Raw genomic sequence first — 17,180 nt, 5'->3', positions numbered from 1 at the left:
ACGCGGGGGTGGCGCCGTCGCGGGTTCGCTGCGGCGCTTGCGTGCTGGTGAGCTTGTGCGTTTGCGGTTTGTGCCGAGCCAAAGTATCAAGCGCTAGTGCCGCCATCCACCTTGATACTCGTGCCGGTGACGAACCCACCCTCAGCGCTTGCGAGCCACGCCGTCATATTGGCGATGTCTTCAGGCTCGCCGTAATGGCCGAGCGCGATCGAGCCGCGCACGCGGTCTGCGATCGGCCCGTCGGCCGGATTCATCGCGGTATCGATGCGGCCCGGCTGCACGTTGTTGATCGTGATGCCGGCGCTGCCGAGGTCGCGTGCCAACGCACGCGTCATGCTGGTAATCGCGCCCTTGGTCGCCGCATAGACCGACACGCCGGGAATCGGCATGTAGTCGCTGCTGACGCTGCCGATGTTGATGATCCTGCCGCCTTTCGGCATGAAACGCAGCGCTTCCTGAATCGCGACGAACGGACCTTTGACATTGATGGCCAACATCCGGTCGAGGTCGTCGAGCGAAAATTCGTCGATCGTGCCGGTACGAAACATAGCCGCGTTGTTGACGAGAATGTCGAGGCCGCCGAATTCCGCGGCGGTGGTGCGCACGGCGTGTTGCAGCGCATGCGCGTCGCCGCTGTCGGCATGAATGGCGAGCGCCTTGCCGCCGCTGTCGTGGATCGCCGCGACGACTTGCCGGGCATCGTCCGCGGACGCCGCGTAAGTGATGGCCACTGCCGCGCCATCGCGCGCGAAACGCTGCGCGATGGCCGCGCCGATGCCGCGCGAGCCGCCGGTGACGAGCGCGACCTTGCCTGCGAGTTTGCCGTTCGATGAAGCCATTGAAATCCCTTTCCGATTCTATTGAGTGCCCAGAAAATTCTAGCGAACCGGGCTTTTCGACTTGTGCCAAACTGGCCGCGGAATTCCGCGCGTTGTGGCAAGAAAAGAGGTTTTCGGGCGCACCGACAGGAAAAACAGCTAATGAAACTGGACAAAACCGATGTAAATATCCTGCATGCGCTGCAGCGCGATGCGCATGTCAAAGCGTCCGAACTGGCGGAGACGTTGTCGATTTCTCCGTCGCCGCTATATCGCCGTATCCGGCTGATGGAAGAGGGCGGCGTCATCAAGCACTACGTGACGCTACTCGACCAGGAAAAGGTCGGCTTGCCGATCACCGCCTATGTGTCGGTCGCCATCGAAAAATCGGCGGACAAGCTGGCCGGTTTCGAGCGCGCGATTCTCGGCTGCGAAGAGGTGATGGAGTGCTACCTGATGACGGGCGCGTTCGACTATATGGTGCGCGTCGTTGCCAGCGACATTCCTGGCATCGAGCGTTTCGTGATGACGCGCCTCGCGACCATCGACGGCGTGCGCGACGTCAGCACGTCGATCACGCTGCGGCGCGTGCAGTACAAGACCGAACTGCCGGTGCGGCCGGGCGACGCCTGAGCGCGATTCGGTACGCAACGGCAAGCTCGACCTAATTGGGAAACGTCACTTCGACCAGCACCGGATGATCGGGCACATCGATCGTCGTTTGCGACACGTTGCGATGCGTGTCGGTCGGCGCGGTACCGCCAAGCGGATCGTACACAGAGACGAGGCTTGCGGTCTTGCCGAAATCGAGTGGCACGCGAATCGGCGGCGAATCGATCGGCTTGCCCTTCTCGCGGTCCCAGAACGGCACTTCGTTCCATAGCACCAGCACGAAGCGTCCATCGGGCTTTTGCATCAGCAGCCGGTGCGCGGATACCGGCCAGTCGGTAAGCGTAAAAGCCATCCGGCCTTGCGCGGACGCATTCACCTTTTGCGCGTCGCCGGCCTTGAGAATCGCGATGAAGTTGCGCAACGCGACGGCCGCCTTCTTCGGGCTGTAGTCGTTACTGAACAGCCCATAATGCATGCCCGCATCGAGATGCTTCGGGTCCGGCTTCTCGTCGAGCAGTTCGTAGATATAGGTGCGCGAAATACCGGTATTGACCGCATCGAGCACACCGTTCAGCGTGCCTTTGGCCTGCGTCGCCTCGTCGACACCGATCACGTTCCAGCCGCTTTGCGGCACCGTGAAATAACCGAACTCGGTCATCACCATCGGCAGCTTGAATTTGCGCAGGTCGCCGAATGCCCAGTCGATCCACACGCTGCCCCACTTGTCGTAGTTCGGCTGCTGGCCGTTTTGCGGATACGCGTGGTTGTTCGCGAAGTCTGCCGAGCCGGTGCGCGAGTTGACGATTTTTGGATCGAAGCCGGTGAGGTCGTAGACCGGCACGTTCGTGAGCCAGGGTTTGCTGCGCACCAGCTGGTACAACGCGCTTTGCCCGGCAAAACCCGCTTGCTGGCCGCTCAAGCCCGCATAGGTGACTGGCCAGTTGTTGATCTCGTTGTACCCTTCGATCGCCGCGATGCTGCCCGGCGCGGCCGCGTCGATCTGCCTGAACAACTCGAGCGAACGCTTGAAATCGCCGTCGGTGATGAACGTGTAGCGCATGCCGAGTTTCGCAAGATGGATGTATGCCGACAGCGGCGCGGACGTGCCCGGCGTGTTGTCGCGCACGTGCTTCACGCCGAGCCATTGCAGGCGCTCGCCGACCTTGCCGACGTCCGCGTAGGCGCCGTCCGTGTAGTTCACGTGGATGTTGATGCCGATCGTGTCGATGAATTTGTCGGTGCCGAGCGCGTCGACGCCGCCGGACGTAGCGGATTCAGCGGCCAGCGCACCCGCACAGGCCGCGCTCAGGCAGAGTGCGATCGCAAGTTTTTTCATCACACGGGTCCCTGGTAAATGTTGCCGGCCACGCACGCGCGCGGCCCCGTGGAAACCCTTGGATTCTTACATCTACATTCGACGGTCTATGCGCGCCAAGGCACGCTGCCGCACAGGTCGCCACGTCCAATCGCAAAATTTTTTTCGAGCGATGGAATAAAGCACCCCCAGCCGGTGTTCCTGCCGATATACGCCCACACGGTGCGGCATGGCTGTCCAACATCCTGGAGCCCGACGATGACCCTGAAAGCCCGCCTCGCGCAACTCGGACTCGAACTGCCGCCGCCGATCCAGCCGCTCGGCTCTTACCGGACGGTATCGGTTTCGGGCAATCAGTTGTATGTGTCGGGTCTCGGCCCGTTCGAACACGGCAAGCCGATCGTCGGCGTGGTCGGCGCCGACCTGACGCTCGAAGCGGCGCAGCGCGCCGCGCAGCTGACGATGCTGATGATTCTCTCCTGCGTCGACGATGCGTACGGTCTTGAGCGGATCGACCGCTGCAGCCGGCTGACGGTCTACGTGCGCGCCGCAGCGTCATTTACGCAGCATCCGCAAGTGGCCAACGGCGCCAGCGACCTGCTGCTCGAACTGTTCGGCCGCGACAAGCTGCCGGCGCGCAGCGCGCTGGGTGTGCATACGCTGCCGATGGGCATTCCGGTCGAGATCGACAGCATCTTTGAACTCAAGCTCTAATTAATTGCAGGGCGGCGCGCTCAAGTTCTTGCGCTGCTTACCGTTAATGCTTTGTAAGGCATGGATACGGGCAACCAGACCGCTCTGGTTTCTGTAACGGGAAGTACGGGCCATGGCCCGCTCAGATTCCGTTGCGCTCTATCTCAATATTGTTATAATTTTTATACCGATGAACCTGAGAGAGATGACTCGGCCGGAACGCGCTGTCCCCTATCGAAAGCTGGACTCCAACCATACGGACAGTCGCGTTCCATCTGACTGGCTCGCATGCTATCCGCTCTTTCAGCAGGCACTCGCACAAGGCAGCACGTGCTTCGGTGCGTTGCCGTTCGCCGTGAAGCTGGCCGCGTTCAGGCGCGTGATCGGCGAGCCGCGCGATTACGAAACGATCGCTCCGCTGCTCAATGACATCGGCGCGTCGTACGTGGAACTGCCTACGCATAGCGTCGAAGCGGTGGTGCGGCACTATCTCGGCGAGCAGGCTGACGGCGCTGCGACGCAGGCCGCGGACCTGACCGCGCAACTCGACGAACTCGCCGCGCAGATATCCGCGCCACGTTACCCGGACGCGCCACGGCCGCCTTGCCTCGTGTCGCCGGGCGGCGCGGTGTTTCTCGACGGGTGGATGCGTTTTTTCACATACCGGTCGCGTGGCGACCTCACAATACCGTTGCTCGCAGTCGATTGGCCGCGTTTCGTCGAGCGCCTGCAGGCACTCGAAGAGCAGCGGCCGTAGTACAGCCACGGCACGCGCGGTACGCTCCGGTTTCAGTCGGGCGCGCCGCGGGTGCGGCGCGCAGTCAGCCCCAGTAGCCCAAGCAGTGCCAGCGCGATCTTCAATGCGTAAAGCACCAGCAGCGTGCCCGACAGGTCGCCGACCAGTATCGCAACGAAGCGCAGGGTGAGGTGATGCATACCGCCGCGCAGCGCAAACCACAGGTAATGCAGCAACGCATTGGCAAACGCATAAGCCAGCGCAAGCGCGAGCAAACGTTTGGCAGTGAGATTCCTGAGCGATGCTTCGAGGCCGTAACGCTCGCGAGCAAGACGATAGACCGCATACGGCGCGGCGGTGGATAGAATGCCGCCGGTAAAAGCCCGCAGCAGATCGTGTGGAAAGAAGTAGCAGCAGTCGACGAGCCAGCTTGCCAGTAGCAAGCCGAGCGCGCCGTCGGCACCGAGCAGCAGCGTAGCGAGCAGGCGAACGCCTGCGGGCAGATAAATCCAGTTCACACCGCGTGCGAACTGCGAGTGACTGAACAGATGCTCGTTCGTCCAGAGTGCAATGACGAACACGACCGCGGTGCCGATTGCCGACCCAACGCGCATACCTAACCTGGACACCAGCGTAAAATCCCGTTTCTTGCGTAGACCTACCACCGCGATGATCGCTCATCCCCTGACGCAGCCCGCGCGCCACCCGACCCTTCTGCAATGACGCGTCCCGCCGACATCTACCTGCGTTTCCTGCAACTGGCCGAAGCTTTGCGCGGCCTGCCTTCGCTGCCGTCGCTCGATCCGCTCGAAGAACGCATCCTCGAACTCGTGGCGCGCGCCGGCCAGAAAAAAGAACGGCTCTCGGTGCGCGACATGATGGGCAAAAGCGAGCTCGGCTCGCCGGCTACCCTGCATGCGCGGCTCAAGTCGATGCGCGACAAAGGCTGGATCATGTTGAGCGATACCGAAGACACGCGGCGCAAGCAGATCGAACTGACCCAAGCTGCATTACGGCACTTCGACAAACTTTCTGAATGCCTGATGCGCGCGGTGTCGAAAGAATAGTGTGGTGCGTTGGTAAAGGCGCCTGCACAGGCTCGTGACGAAAGCGCCAAAGCGCCGTAGCATGACGCCGAATCTCCCGGCTTTGGGCGCCTTCCCATGAATACACAATCGATTCCGCTCGTTTCTCCCGCGATCGGCACGCACCGCGAACTGGTGGCCTTTCATTTCGGTCCTGCGGATAGCGAGCAGAAAATTTTCATTCAGGCGTCGCTGCATGCAGACGAGACGCCGGCGATGCTCGCCGCGGTGTTGCTCAAACGCCGCCTGCTGGAGCTGGAAGCGAACCACGCGCTGGCCGCGCGCATCGTGCTGGTGCCTGCCGCCAATCCGATCGGGCTTGCGCAATCTGTGCTCGGACAGTTCGTCGGGCGCTTCGAACTGAACAGCGGCAAGAACTTCAATCGCCATTTTCTGCCGCTCGCGTCGCTGGTCGACCATGCGAAAGACGCGCTCGGCGCCGACCCGCTCGAAAATCGCCGTATCGTGCGGCAACTGATTCGCAACGAACTCGACCGGCATACGCCGCTTACTGAATTCGATTCGCTGCAACTCGAACTGCTGAAGCTGTCATACGATGCCGACATCGTCGTCGATCTGCATTGCTCGCAGGAAGCAGCGATGCATCTGTACACGAGCGAAGCCGGCTGGCCCGAGTTCGAGCCGCTCGCGTGCTATCTCGGCGCCGAAGCTTCGCTGCTGGCGACCGACTCCGGCGGCCAGTCGTTCGACGAAGCGCATAGCTTGTTGTGGTGGCAACTACAGCAGGCGCTGCCGGCAAACCGACCGCTTGCCGCCGGTACCTTCTCGGTGACGGTCGAGTGCCGCGGCCAACGCGACGTGTCGTATGAAATTGCGCAACAGGATGCCGATGCAGTGATCGACTACCTGACCTTGCGCCAGTCGATTCGCGGCACCGCGCGTGCGCTGCCCGAACTGCCGATGCCTGCCACGCCGCTGGCCGGCAGCGAACAACTGTATGCGCCGGCGAGCGGCATTCTCGTGCATCGCGCGCAAGTGGGTGCACGCGTGCGCACCGGCGATCCGCTATTCGATATCGTCGATCCGCTGACCGACCAGACCACCACCATTGTTAGCAAATCCGATGGCGTGTTCTATATGCGGCGCGCGGTGCGCTTCGTCACGGCCGGCGCGGCGCTGGGCCGCGTGACCGGCACGCAACCGGTACGCAGCGGGCCTTTGCTCAGTGCATGAGGCGGTTGCGGATGCATCGGTTTGCGCGGCGCAGCGTTACCCAAATGAAAAGTATCGGGCTTGTGGATAGAACCGATTCGAAATAACGATTTTTCATTTGCTTATATCGCCTCTACGATAAAGCGAAGGTCGCCCGCTATCTGGGACGACGTTCGCCGACGTCAATGAGGCAGGAGCAATGGAACATCACGCCCGTACCCAGAACGAGAAGCTCGAAGTCAAAACCACCACGTGCTACATGTGCGCTTGCCGTTGCGGCATTCGCGTGCACCTGCGCGATGGAGAGGTGCGCTACATCGACGGCAACCCCGAGCACCCGCTTAACCAGGGGGTGATCTGCGCGAAGGGCTCGTCCGGCATCATGAAGCAGTATTCGCCCGCGCGTCTGACGCAGCCGCTGCTGCGCAAGGCGAATGCGGAACGCGGCACCGCGCAGTTCGAACCGGTGTCGTGGGACGTCGCGTTCGACATGCTCGAAAAACGTCTCGCACATTTGCGCGCGACCGACCCGAAGCAGTTCGCGCTGTTCACCGGCCGCGACCAGATGCAGGCGCTGACAGGCCTGTTTGCCAAGCAGTTCGGCACGCCCAATTACGCGGCGCACGGCGGCTTCTGTTCGTCGAATATGGCGGCCGGCATGATCTATACGATCGGCGGCTCGTTCTGGGAATTCGGCGGCCCGGACCTCGACCGCGCAAAGCTGTTCCTGATGATCGGCACCGCCGAAGACCATCATTCGAACCCGCTCAAGATTGCCATTTCGAAGTTCAAGCGCGCGGGCGGACGCTTTATCGCGATCAACCCGATTCGCACCGGCTACGCAGCGATTGCCGATGAGTGGGTGCCGATTCGTCCCGGCACCGATGGCGCGCTGTTCATGGCGCTGATTCATGAGCTGCTCGAAACCGACAGCTTCGATCACGACTTCGTGACGCGCTATACGAATGCCGCTGAGCTGCTCAACATGAACGACAGCAGCAACGAGTTCGGTCTGTTCGTGCGCGACCCGGACGCGGCGGAAAGCAATCCGCTGTTTCCGCAGAATCATCTGTGGTGGGATGCCGAAGCGCAGCGCGCCGTATTGCATCACACGCGTGGCGTGAAGCCGGCGCTGTCGGGTCAATACACGTTAGCGGACGGCACGCCGGTCACGCCTTCGTTTGCGTTGCTGCGCGAGCGCGCGGCCGAATGCACGCCGGAATGGGCCGCGCAGATCACCGGCATCGATGCCGCGACGATTCGCCGTCTCGCCCGTGAAATGGCCGATACCGCGCGCGATCACAAGATCACGCTGCCGATTCAATGGACCGACGCATGGGGCGAAACGCACGAAACGGTGACCGGCAATCCGATCGCGTTTCACGCGATGCGCGGCCTCGCCGCGCATTCGAACGGCTTCCAGTCGATTCGCGCGCTGGCGGTGCTGATGTCGCTACTCGGCACGATCGACCGGCCCGGCGGCTTCCGGCACAAATCGCCGTATCCGCGCGCGGTGCCGCCTTCGGCGAAACCGCCGAACCATCCGAACGACGTGAAGCCGAACACGCCGCTCTCGGCGGGACCGCTCGGCTGGCCCGCGGCGCCGGAAGATCTGTTCGTCGACGATAGCGGCGGACCGGTGCGCATCGACAAGGCATTTTCGTGGGAATACCCGCTCGCCGTGCACGGCCTGATGCATAGCGTGATCACCAACGCGTGGCGTGGCGACCCGTATCCGATCGATACGCTGATGATCTTCATGGCCAACATGGCGTGGAATTCGTCGATGAACACCGTCGAGGTTCGCAAGATGCTCGCGGACAAACGCGAGGACGGGCAGTACAAGATCCCGTTCATCGTCGTATGCGACGCGTTCCAGTCGGAGATGACCGCGTTCGCGGATCTGATCTTGCCGGACACCACGTACCTCGAACGCCACGACGCGATGTCGATGCTCGACCGGCCGATTTCCGAATTCGACGGTCCGGTCGATTCGGTGCGCGTGCCGGTCGTGCCGCCCACCGGCGAATGCAAGCCGTTTCAGGAAGTGCTGATCGAACTGGCGAGCCGCCTGAAATTTCCGGCCTTCACGAAGCCGGACGGCACGCGCAAGTATCGTGGCTATCCGGAGTTCATCGTCAATCACGAAACCGCGCCGGGTTCGGGCGTGGGCTTTCTGATCGGCTGGCGCGGCAAGGATGGCACCGAGGCGCTGGTCGGTGAAGCGAACCCGAACCAGTGGGACCAGTACGCGAAAAACAACTGCGTGTATCACTACACGTTGCCCGAGACGATGCAGTACATGCGCGGCACCAACGGCCCGTATCTGAAGTTTGCGGTCGAGAAGGGCTTCCGCAAATTCGGCGAGCCGATCGTGATCCATCTGTATTCGGACGTGATGCAGAAATTCCGCCTCGCCGCGCAGGGCAAGACCACCGGGCGTCAGCCGCCCGAGCATTTGCGCGAACGTGTGGCACGTTACTTCGATCCGCTGCCGTACTGGTATGAGCCGCTCGAACGCGACAGCACGGATCTCGCGCGCTATCCACTCGCCGCAGTCACGCAGCGGCCGATGGCGATGTATCACTCGTGGGATTCGCAGAACGCGTGGCTGCGGCAGATTCACGGCGAGAACTATCTGTTCATGAATCCGCTGATGGCGCGCGAACAGGGTATCGAGGACGGCGGCTGGATCTACGTCGAATCGCAGTGGGGCAAGGTGCGCTGCATGGCGCGCTACAGCGAAGCGGTCGAGCCGGGCACCGTGTGGACGTGGAACGCGATCGGCAAGGCCGCGGGGGCATGGAACCTCGGGCCGGACGCCAACGAATCGCAGCGCGGCTTCCTGCTGAACCACCTGATCACCGACGAACTGCCCACCACGAATGCGATGGCATCGCGCCAGCCGCGCATGTCGAACTCGGATCCGATCACCGGCCAGGCCGCGTGGTACGACGTACGCGTGCGTATCTATCCAGCCGAAGCGGACGCGGACCATACGCTGCCGCAATTCGCGCCGATGCAGCCGATGCCCGGTTCAGTAGGGGTGGTCCGGCGCATCGTGCAAACCTATTTCGCGGGGCGCGGCGAATTCGCCGCGCGCCTGCGCAACACCGTTAAACGCGATTGACAAGGGAGCATGCAATGACCCAGATGGCGCTCGTGATCGATCTGAACGTCTGCGTGGGATGCCACGCATGCGTGACGAGCTGCAAGGAGTGGAACACGTCGGGTGAGGCAGGCAGTCTGGCCGATGCGCGCCCTTACGACGCCGATCCGTCCGGTACGTTTTTCAACCGTGTGCAGACCTTCGAAGCCGGCGAGTATCCGCTGGCCGATACGATCCACTTTCCGAAGTCGTGTCTGCACTGCGAAGACCCGCCGTGCGTGCCGGTCTGTCCGACCGGCGCCAGCTACAAGCGCAAGGAAGACGGTTTGGTGCTGGTCGATTACGACCGCTGTATCGGCTGCAAGTATTGCGCGTGGGCGTGCCCGTACGGCGCGCGCGAACTCGACGAGACGCGCAAGGAAATGACCAAGTGCACGCTGTGCGTCGACCGCATTAACAACGATGCGCTTGAGGAACGCGACCGCAAGCCGGCCTGCGTACTCGCCTGTCCGACTTCTGCGCGGCTGTTCGGCGATATCCACGATCCGGATTCGGTGGTGTCGCAGGCGATCCGCGAGCGCGGCGGCTATCAGCTGATGCCCGAATGGGGTACGCGGCCCGCGAATCACTATTTGCCGCGCCAGACGACCACCGCCTGCGGCAGCGGTGCGTGCTCGTGCGGATCGTCGCAGGCTGACGCCGCGCTCGATAGCGCTCACGATATGCCACTCGAACACAGCCAGCTCGATCTTGCAGCGCTGGCGACGCGCGTATAAGGGGAGACTCAAAACATGAATCCGGCATTTTCAGTCGTATTTCTGACCACGCTAAGCGGTGCGGGGCAAGGCCTGCTGATTGCGTTGGTGGGCGTCGAATGCGCGGCACAGCTCGGCTTCATCGCGATGCCGCCGCAAGCGTTCTTTATTGCGGGCGCGGTGCTGTCGGTCGTGCTCGGTACGCTCGGGCTGTTCGCGTCGTTTTTTCACCTGGGGCACCCTGAGCGGGCGTGGCGCGCAATCGCGATGTGGCGCACCTCATGGCTGTCGCGTGAGTGCCTCGCGTTGCCGCTGTTTCTGGCATGCGCATTCGCGTACGGCGTTGTGCATGCACTTGGCCTCGCTTATTCGCTTGCAGTCGGCGCGCTCGCGGTGCTGGCGAGTGCGGCGCTGTTTGTCTGCACGTCGATGATCTATGCGTGCCTGCGCTTTCTGCAAGAATGGGCGACACCGCTGACCATGATCAACTTCGTGCTGCTCGGTTGTGCGTCGGGCTGTACTCTGGCCACCGCCAGCGCCGCGTGGTTTGCGCCGTCGCTGTTGCCGGGCCTCGCGGTATGCGCCTGCGTGCTGACGCTGGCTGCGTGTGCGGCACGGCTTGTCTCGTTGCGGCGCAATGCGCGTTTGCGGCCGAAATCGACGGTGCAAAGCGCGACCGGTATTCGCGCCGCGAAGGTCGCGCAGACGTCGCGCGGCTTTACCGCGGGCGCATTCAATCTGCGTGAGTTCTTCCACGGCAAAACGCCGCAGACGCTGCAACGCATCAAGTGGACCTTTCTGATTGCTGCGTTTGCGGTGCCGTTCGTGCTGATTGCGCTGGGCGGCAGCGTGGGATCTTTTGGGGTATCGGTCTGGTTGCTATGCGCGGCGTGCGCGATCCAGTATGCGGGGTTGGTCGCCGAGCGCTGGTTCTTCTTCGCCGAAGCGCGGCATCCGCAAAATCTCTATTACCGGCAGGCTTGAGGGGCGGCGGCGAGCGAAAAAATTTGTTTGGCTCGCCGCAAAAATCTTTGGCTTTCGATCGTTGCGCGCGCATCTTAGACTGGCTTCGCAATCAAGCGAACCCTGAAGGGTCAGGATGCCAACGGCAAGCCCCACAACTTTGCAGGTCGACGTCTGGCGAGGCGCGGACGAAGGCGAATTCCAGCGCTTTCACGTGCCGCGCATGGAGAGCCAGACGGTTCTCGACGTCGTCATTCATATCCAGCGGCATCTCGATGCGACCTTGTCGTATCGCTTTGCATGCCGCGTCGGCATGTGCGGCTCGTGCGCGATGACGGTCAACGGCCGCGCGCGCTGGACCTGCCGCACGCACGTAACCAAAGTGCTCAGGCATGGCGGCGATGTGCTCGAGATCGCACCGCTGAATCATCTGCCGGTGATCAAGGATCTCGCTGCCGATATGTCCGGCTTCTTCGATAAATGGCGCGATGCCAAGGGCTATTTTGCGGGCGCGCATACGCGCCACGAGCCGGCGGCACGTGTTGACCCCGCGTCCGCGGCGCGCAAGGCGGTCGATGCAGGTATCGAATGTATCGGCTGTGGTGTGTGCTATGCGAGTTGCGATGTGGTTGCGTGGAACCCGGATTATCTGGGGCCGGCTGCGCTCAATCGCGCGTGGACGCTCGTCAACGATGTGCGCGATACGCAGCAGCAGGCGCGTGTGGCCGCGGTATCAAACGATGCAGGCTGCCATTCGTGCCATACACTCGGCTCGTGCACCGAGCGCTGCCCGAAGGCCCTTGCGCCGACTGCGAGTATCGCCGGGCTCAAACGGCTGAACGGCAAGGCGCCGCAAGGAGCGCAGGAATGAGGCCCGCGCTGAGCGGTTGGCGCGTGCAGCGCATTTCGGCGATGGTGCTCGCGCTATGCGTGAGCGTGCATCTGGTCACGATGATCATCGTCGTGCATGGTGGCTTGAGTGCGGGCGCGATTCTCGGGCGGCTGCACGGCAATGCGGCGTGGGGCCTGTTTTATGCGGTGTTCGTGCTGGCTGCCGCTGCGCACGTGCCGGTCGGCTTGCGGCGTATCGCGGAGGAATGGCTTGGCTGGCGCGGTGCCAGTGTGTTCGCGGTAAGCGTGCTGATCGGCTTGATGCTTGCGCTGGCCGGTTTGCGCGCGGTCTATGCGCTGATCGGAGGGCCGCTATGAGCGAACTCGACGCCACGCGCAATGCCAGCGTTATCGCGGATGCGCCGCGCAAGACGCCTGGTCGGCGCGCCGATGCGCGTGCGCGCAATCATCCGGCGTGGTGGGCGTTTCTTGTGCACCGGCTGTCCGGTTTGGCATTGGCGATCTTTTTGCCGATGCATTTCTGGGCGCTCGGCACCGCGCTACACGGTGCTGCAGCACTCGATTCGTTTCTCTCAGTCACGCAGCGGCCGGCGTTTGTTTTTGCCGAATGGGGCCTCGTTACACTGCTGGCCGCGCATCTGATCGGCGGCGTGCGAATCTTGCTGATCGAGTACCGGCCGTGGAGCGGTTTGCGCAAAGACCTGATTGCGTTGACCGCAGGCGGAGCGCTGGTGGCGGGGCTCGCGTTTGCGTTGTCGTTGACGTTGTGACGCGCGCGGTAGCGCCGCTCATCCACCGCGCCATGACAAAACGCGAGAAAAACAGGCGCTAAAAAACAGGCGCGCAGGAGACTACTCAATGGACATGCAGCAGATCGAAGAAGTCGCGAAGCAGTTGTATATCCGCGCGCTAAAGCAATTGCCACCCGATGTGAAAGATGGCATTGCCCGGCTCGAGCATACCGAATCCAATGAAACCGCCCGCCGCGTGCTCGGCCTGATGCGCACCAACATCGAAGTTGCGGAGCGCGGCGACAACCTGCTGTGCCAGGACACCGGCCTGCCAATCTACAACGTGACGATCGGCGCGGGCGTCGCGCTCGACGGCGTCGCGCTGAAGCATGCGATCCGCCGCGGCTGCGAACGCGCGACGCGCGAGCATCCGCTGCGTTCGTCGGTCGTGCATCCGCTTACGCGGCAAAACGAGCAGACCTCGTGCGGCCCGCTGATGCCGGCGATTCACATCGATTTCGACTCGAACGCCGAGACGCTCGTGATCGAAATGGTCCCCAAAGGCAGTGGTTCCGAAAACAACTCGTTTCTGAAGATGGCGACGCCAGCTGACGGTGTCGCGGCGATCAAGCGCTTCGTGATCGACTGCGTGGTGGAGGCGGGCGGCAAGACCTGTCCGCCGACAATCGTCGGTGTCGGCGTGGGCGGCACGTCGGATCTGTGCGTGTGGCTTGCCAAACGCGCAGCGACGCGCGCACTCGGCACACGCAACGACGATGCACATGCGGCGGCGCTGGAAGAAGAGCTGTCCGCAGCGGTCAATCAGCTTGGCGTCGGCCCGCAAGGCCTGGGCGGCGACGCGACCGCCTTCGCGGTGCACGTCGAACTGGCGGCGACGCACATCACGATGAACCCGGTCGCGGTGAATATGCAATGCCATTCGGCGCGCCGCGCACGCGCGACGATCACGCGTGGTGGTGTCGAGTACGGTTACTGACCGGCAGCTGCGCAGGTACGAGCACGCGCAGGTATGCACAGGCACGCTTAAGGAACCCCGCACATGACGCACTACACGCTGCAAACCCCGGTGACCGAAGCGCAGATCCGCGCGTTGCGCATCGGCGACATGGTTACGCTGACCGGCACGTTGTTCGGCATTCGCGATGCCACGCAGATCCATATGTTCGATCACGGTCGCACCACACGCTTCGATCTGCATGGCCATGCAGTGATTCACACGGCGCCGAACGTGCGGCGCGTGCCGCCATCGGATGCGCATCCGGCCGGTTACGAGCCGGTCTGTATCGGCACCACCACGTCGATGCGCATGGAGCGCTTTACCGAGCCGTTGATGGCGCAATACGGCGTGCGCATCGTGATCGGTAAAGGCGGCCTCGCGCAGGCTTCGAGCGATGCGTTCGTCACGCACGGCGGCGTGTATCTGGCGATCGTCGGTGGCACCGCGGCGCTCGAGACGACGTGGATCGAGCAGATCGAAGACGTCGACCTCGACGACCTGAATCCGGAGTCGCTGTGGCGTTTTCGCATCGGCGAATTCGGCCCGCTGCTGGTGGCGATGGATAGCCACGGCGGCAGCGTCTACACAGCCGTGCAGCAACACACGAACGCGCAGCGCGACAAGGTGCTGGCATCGCTCGGCATCCGCCCGTAAGCGCGCTGCGCTAAAAAACCGCCTCCGGAGCCGACCCACGATGAAGCAGTTCGATACCGACATCCTGATCCTCGGCAGCGGCGGCGCGGGCCTGTTCGCCGCGCTGCATGCGCATGCAGCCGCGCCGCAGTTGCGCATCACGATTGCCGTGAAGGGGCTATTAGGAAAATGCGGCTGTACGCGCATGGTGCAGGGCGGCTACAACGTCGCGCTCGCGCAGGGCGATTCGATCGAGCGGCATTTCATGGATACGATCGAAGGCGGCAAGTGGCTATCGAACCAGGATCTCGCGTGGACGCTGGTGACGCGCGCGGTCGAGCGCATCCACGAACTGGAAAACGAGCTGGGCTGCTTTTTCGACCGCAATCCGGATGGCACGCTCAAGCAAAAGGCGTTTGCCGGCCAGACCTTCGACCGCACCGTGCATAAGGGCGATCAGACCGGCATCGAGATCATCAACCGGCTGGCGGAACAGGTGTGGGCGCGCGGCATCGGGCGGCTCGAAGAACATCGCGCGGTGGAGTTCGTCGAAACGCGCGAAGGCGGCGCGCTTGCCGGCGTGCTGATGATCGACATGCGCAGCGGCGAGTTCGTGTTCGTGCGTGCCAAGGCAGTGCTGCTTGCCACCGGCGGCGGCCCGACGATGTACAAGTACCACACGCCGAGCGGCGACAAGAGCTGCGACGGCATGGCCATGGCCTTGCGCGCCGGGCTCACACTGCGCGACATGGAGATGGTGCAGTTCCATCCAACCGGCCTGCTGGCCGGCACGCATACGCGGATGACCGGCACCGTGCTCGAAGAAGGCTTGCGCGGTGCGGGCGGCTATCTGCTCGGCGGCGATGGCGAGCGCTTCATGCATCGCTACGACCCGCGCGGCGAACGCGCGACGCGCGATATCGTATCGCGCAGCATTTTTCGCGAACTGCGCGCCGGCAATGCGACGCCGCACGGCGGCGTGTATCTGCGCATGGATCATCTGGGCGCGGATTCGGTACGGCAGCGCTTCAAGGGCATGGTCGAGCGCTGCGCCGATTGCGGCTTCGATCTGGCAGGCGGCCAGGTCGAAGTGGTGCCGACCGCGCATTACATGATGGGCGGTGTGATATTCGAAGCGGATTGCTCGACTACGCTGCCGGGCCTGTTCGTCGCGGGTGAGGATGCGGGCGGCGTGCACGGCGCGAACCGGCTGGGCGGCAATGGCGTCGCGAATTCGACGGTATTCGGCGGCATTGCCGGCGAGACCCTCGCGCAGTGGGTGCCGCGCTACGGGCAGCATGCAGAGCCGGACCGCTTGCAGATCGAGCGCGCGCTCGAGCGTTGTCGCGCGCCGCTCACGCGCAAGGCAGACGGCAGCGAGCTCGAAGCGATTCGCGACACGCTCTACGAGCTGATGTGGAACGACGTTGGTATTTTGCGCGATGCGCAAGGCCTGCAGCGCGCCCGCAGCGCGCTCGTCGAGATCGAGGCGCGGCTCGCGCGGGTCGGCGTGGAGGCGAGCGATTTGCGCTTCAATCTGTCGTGGCACGACTGGATGAATCTGCAGAATCTGACGCTGGTGAGCCGCGCGATCACCGAGGCCGCGGTGCTGCGCGAAAACTCGCGTGGCGCGCATTTCCGTGAGGATTTTCCGGAAGCCGGCGAACTGGAGACGTCGGATTACACGTGCCTGCGCATGCAGGACGGCCAGCTTGAAACCAGCCGCCGCCGCGTGCAATTCACGCGGGTGCGGCCCGGTCAGTCGCTGCTCGACGATGCGCCTGCGCCAGCGGTTGCATCGACGGTTGCCGGATCGTCCGCCTGACCGGTGAAGTGACGCTTCACCGCGTCGGTGAACGCTGCCCGCCCATGCTCGCGGCGTTCGAGCAAACCGACCCGGCGCGGCGCAATGCGTTCAGGCAATTCGGTAACGCGCAGCCCCGCTTCGCGGTTCCAGTTCGCGTTGGCAAGGCGCGGCACCACCGAAACACCGAAGCCGCGCTTCACCATTTCGCAGATCGCTTCGATCGAGTTCAATTCCATGATGTCGCGCACCGATGCATCGAGGCCTTGCAGTGCATCTTCGATCAGCACGCCGGTCCATGTTTGCCGGTCGAAACGAATGAACGGTTGCTGCAGCAACGTATCGACATCGGTGTGCGGATCTTCGGCTGCCGAAATCAGCACCATGGGTTCGCTATAAAGCGCAGTCCATTTGAGCGACGCAGGAAAGCCCACCGGCGATTGCGTGACGATTGCCGCATCGAGCTCGCCGCTTTCGACACGTGTAGCGAAATCGCTCGATAGTCCGGTGAAAAGCTTCAGTTCGAGCCGTGGATAGCGCCGCTTCAGATTGAGCATCGCATCGGCGAACGCGCCCATCAACGACGACACCAGCGCACCGACGCGCACCACGCCGGCCACTTCATCGCGCTCGCCAGCGGCGAGAATCTTGCGATAGTTCGCGACCAGCGTCTCGGCGAGCGGCAGAATCGTGCGGCCCTGTTCGCTCAGCGACACCGAGCGCGGCGTGCGTTCGAACAGCACCATGTCGAGATCGCGTTCCAGCGAACGCATCTGCTGGCTGACTGCGGCCTGGGTCAGACACACTTCTTCGGCAGCGGCGGCGAACGAGCCGTGCCGTGCCACCGACAGAAACGTGACGAAATAGCGAATCGCACTCATCG

At 63.1% G+C, this 17,180-nt stretch carries 18 protein-coding genes; 14 read left to right on the top strand and 4 right to left on the bottom strand.

What is annotated here, in order from left to right; genetic code table 11:
- Nucleotides 1-86: 86 nt before the first annotated feature.
- A complete protein-coding gene (locus ACYVNQ_RS00285; RefSeq protein WP_460900139.1) occupies nucleotides 87-839 on the bottom strand; it encodes a 3-oxoacyl-ACP reductase family protein in 753 nt (250 codons plus the stop codon).
- A 141-nt stretch (nucleotides 840-980) separates the two neighbouring features.
- Here ACYVNQ_RS00285 and ACYVNQ_RS00280 point away from each other — a divergent pair, with 141 nt between their 5' ends.
- Entirely contained in the window at nucleotides 981-1,451 is a 471-nt protein-coding gene (locus ACYVNQ_RS00280; protein WP_460900138.1) for an Lrp/AsnC family transcriptional regulator, read from the top strand.
- Nucleotides 1,452-1,482: 31 nt separating this feature from the next.
- Here the strand turns inward: ACYVNQ_RS00280 and ACYVNQ_RS00275 are convergent, their stop codons facing one another.
- Nucleotides 1,483-2,766, bottom strand: a complete 1,284-nt coding sequence (locus ACYVNQ_RS00275; RefSeq protein WP_460900137.1) for a calcium-binding protein — start codon at nucleotides 2,764-2,766, stop codon at nucleotides 1,483-1,485.
- Between the two features lie 237 nt (nucleotides 2,767-3,003).
- On the opposite strand from ACYVNQ_RS00275, the gene ACYVNQ_RS00270 reads away from it, so the two are divergent.
- Both ACYVNQ_RS00270 and ACYVNQ_RS00265 read left to right on the top strand, forming a co-directional pair.
- A complete protein-coding gene (locus ACYVNQ_RS00270; protein ID WP_460900136.1) occupies nucleotides 3,004-3,459 on the top strand; it encodes a RidA family protein in 456 nt (151 codons plus the stop codon).
- A 184-nt stretch (nucleotides 3,460-3,643) separates the two neighbouring features.
- Nucleotides 3,644-4,195, top strand: a complete 552-nt coding sequence (locus tag ACYVNQ_RS00265; protein ID WP_460900135.1) for a hypothetical protein — start codon at nucleotides 3,644-3,646, stop codon at nucleotides 4,193-4,195.
- Nucleotides 4,196-4,227: 32 nt separating this feature from the next.
- Here the strand turns inward: ACYVNQ_RS00265 and ACYVNQ_RS00260 are convergent, their stop codons facing one another.
- Entirely contained in the window at nucleotides 4,228-4,803 is a 576-nt protein-coding gene (locus ACYVNQ_RS00260; protein ID WP_460900134.1) for a hypothetical protein, read from the bottom strand.
- Between the two features lie 90 nt (nucleotides 4,804-4,893).
- On the opposite strand from ACYVNQ_RS00260, the gene ACYVNQ_RS00255 reads away from it, so the two are divergent.
- The 11 genes from ACYVNQ_RS00255 to ACYVNQ_RS00205 all read left to right on the top strand — a co-directional run bounded on the left by ACYVNQ_RS00255 (nucleotide 4,894) and on the right by ACYVNQ_RS00205 (nucleotide 16,318).
- Nucleotides 4,894-5,241: a winged helix-turn-helix domain-containing protein gene (locus ACYVNQ_RS00255; protein ID WP_460900133.1), complete on the top strand. Its 348-nt coding sequence runs from the start codon at nucleotides 4,894-4,896 to the stop codon at nucleotides 5,239-5,241.
- Between the two features lie 96 nt (nucleotides 5,242-5,337).
- Nucleotides 5,338-6,453 (top strand): succinylglutamate desuccinylase/aspartoacylase family protein, encoded by a 1,116-nt coding sequence (locus ACYVNQ_RS00250; protein WP_460900132.1) that lies wholly within the window; start codon nucleotides 5,338-5,340, stop codon nucleotides 6,451-6,453.
- A 178-nt stretch (nucleotides 6,454-6,631) separates the two neighbouring features.
- The gene (locus ACYVNQ_RS00245) at nucleotides 6,632-9,562 is read left to right on the top strand and encodes a molybdopterin oxidoreductase family protein (protein WP_460900131.1); all 2,931 of its coding nucleotides are present in this window, start codon (nucleotides 6,632-6,634) and stop codon (nucleotides 9,560-9,562) included.
- Between the two features lie 14 nt (nucleotides 9,563-9,576).
- Complete coding sequence (locus ACYVNQ_RS00240) at nucleotides 9,577-10,317, top strand: 4Fe-4S dicluster domain-containing protein (protein ID WP_460900130.1); 741 nt, start codon at nucleotides 9,577-9,579, stop codon at nucleotides 10,315-10,317.
- Nucleotides 10,318-10,332: 15 nt separating this feature from the next.
- Nucleotides 10,333-11,280: a dimethyl sulfoxide reductase anchor subunit family protein gene (locus tag ACYVNQ_RS00235; protein ID WP_460900129.1), complete on the top strand. Its 948-nt coding sequence runs from the start codon at nucleotides 10,333-10,335 to the stop codon at nucleotides 11,278-11,280.
- Nucleotides 11,281-11,395: 115 nt separating this feature from the next.
- Nucleotides 11,396-12,130 (top strand): succinate dehydrogenase/fumarate reductase iron-sulfur subunit, encoded by a 735-nt coding sequence (locus ACYVNQ_RS00230; RefSeq protein WP_460900128.1) that lies wholly within the window; start codon nucleotides 11,396-11,398, stop codon nucleotides 12,128-12,130.
- Entirely contained in the window at nucleotides 12,127-12,468 is a 342-nt protein-coding gene (locus tag ACYVNQ_RS00225) for a succinate dehydrogenase/fumarate reductase transmembrane subunit (RefSeq protein ID WP_460900127.1), read from the top strand. Before ACYVNQ_RS00230 ends, ACYVNQ_RS00225 begins: the two co-directional genes overlap by 4 nt.
- Nucleotides 12,465-12,881: a succinate dehydrogenase/fumarate reductase transmembrane subunit gene (locus ACYVNQ_RS00220; protein WP_460900126.1), complete on the top strand. Its 417-nt coding sequence runs from the start codon at nucleotides 12,465-12,467 to the stop codon at nucleotides 12,879-12,881. The genes ACYVNQ_RS00225 and ACYVNQ_RS00220 overlap by 4 nt, the downstream gene beginning before the upstream one ends.
- A gap of 88 nt (nucleotides 12,882-12,969) precedes the next feature.
- On the top strand, nucleotides 12,970-13,839 hold the full coding sequence (locus tag ACYVNQ_RS00215; protein ID WP_460900125.1) for a fumarate hydratase: 870 nt from the start codon (nucleotides 12,970-12,972) through the stop codon (nucleotides 13,837-13,839).
- 63 nt (nucleotides 13,840-13,902) lie between these two features.
- Nucleotides 13,903-14,514: a fumarate hydratase C-terminal domain-containing protein gene (locus tag ACYVNQ_RS00210; RefSeq protein ID WP_460900123.1), complete on the top strand. Its 612-nt coding sequence runs from the start codon at nucleotides 13,903-13,905 to the stop codon at nucleotides 14,512-14,514.
- Nucleotides 14,515-14,554: 40 nt separating this feature from the next.
- A complete protein-coding gene (locus ACYVNQ_RS00205; RefSeq protein ID WP_460900122.1) occupies nucleotides 14,555-16,318 on the top strand; it encodes an L-aspartate oxidase in 1,764 nt (587 codons plus the stop codon).
- On the opposite strand, the gene ACYVNQ_RS00200 is transcribed toward ACYVNQ_RS00205, so the two are convergent.
- Complete coding sequence (locus ACYVNQ_RS00200) at nucleotides 16,252-17,178, bottom strand: LysR substrate-binding domain-containing protein (RefSeq protein WP_460900121.1); 927 nt, start codon at nucleotides 17,176-17,178, stop codon at nucleotides 16,252-16,254. The two genes, ACYVNQ_RS00205 and ACYVNQ_RS00200, sit on opposite strands and share 67 nt — an antisense overlap.
- Nucleotides 17,179-17,180: the final 2 nt, after the last annotated feature.

The organism is Paraburkholderia jirisanensis, from assembly GCF_054782355.1.
This window is presented reverse-complemented; position numbering and strand designations above follow the sequence as displayed.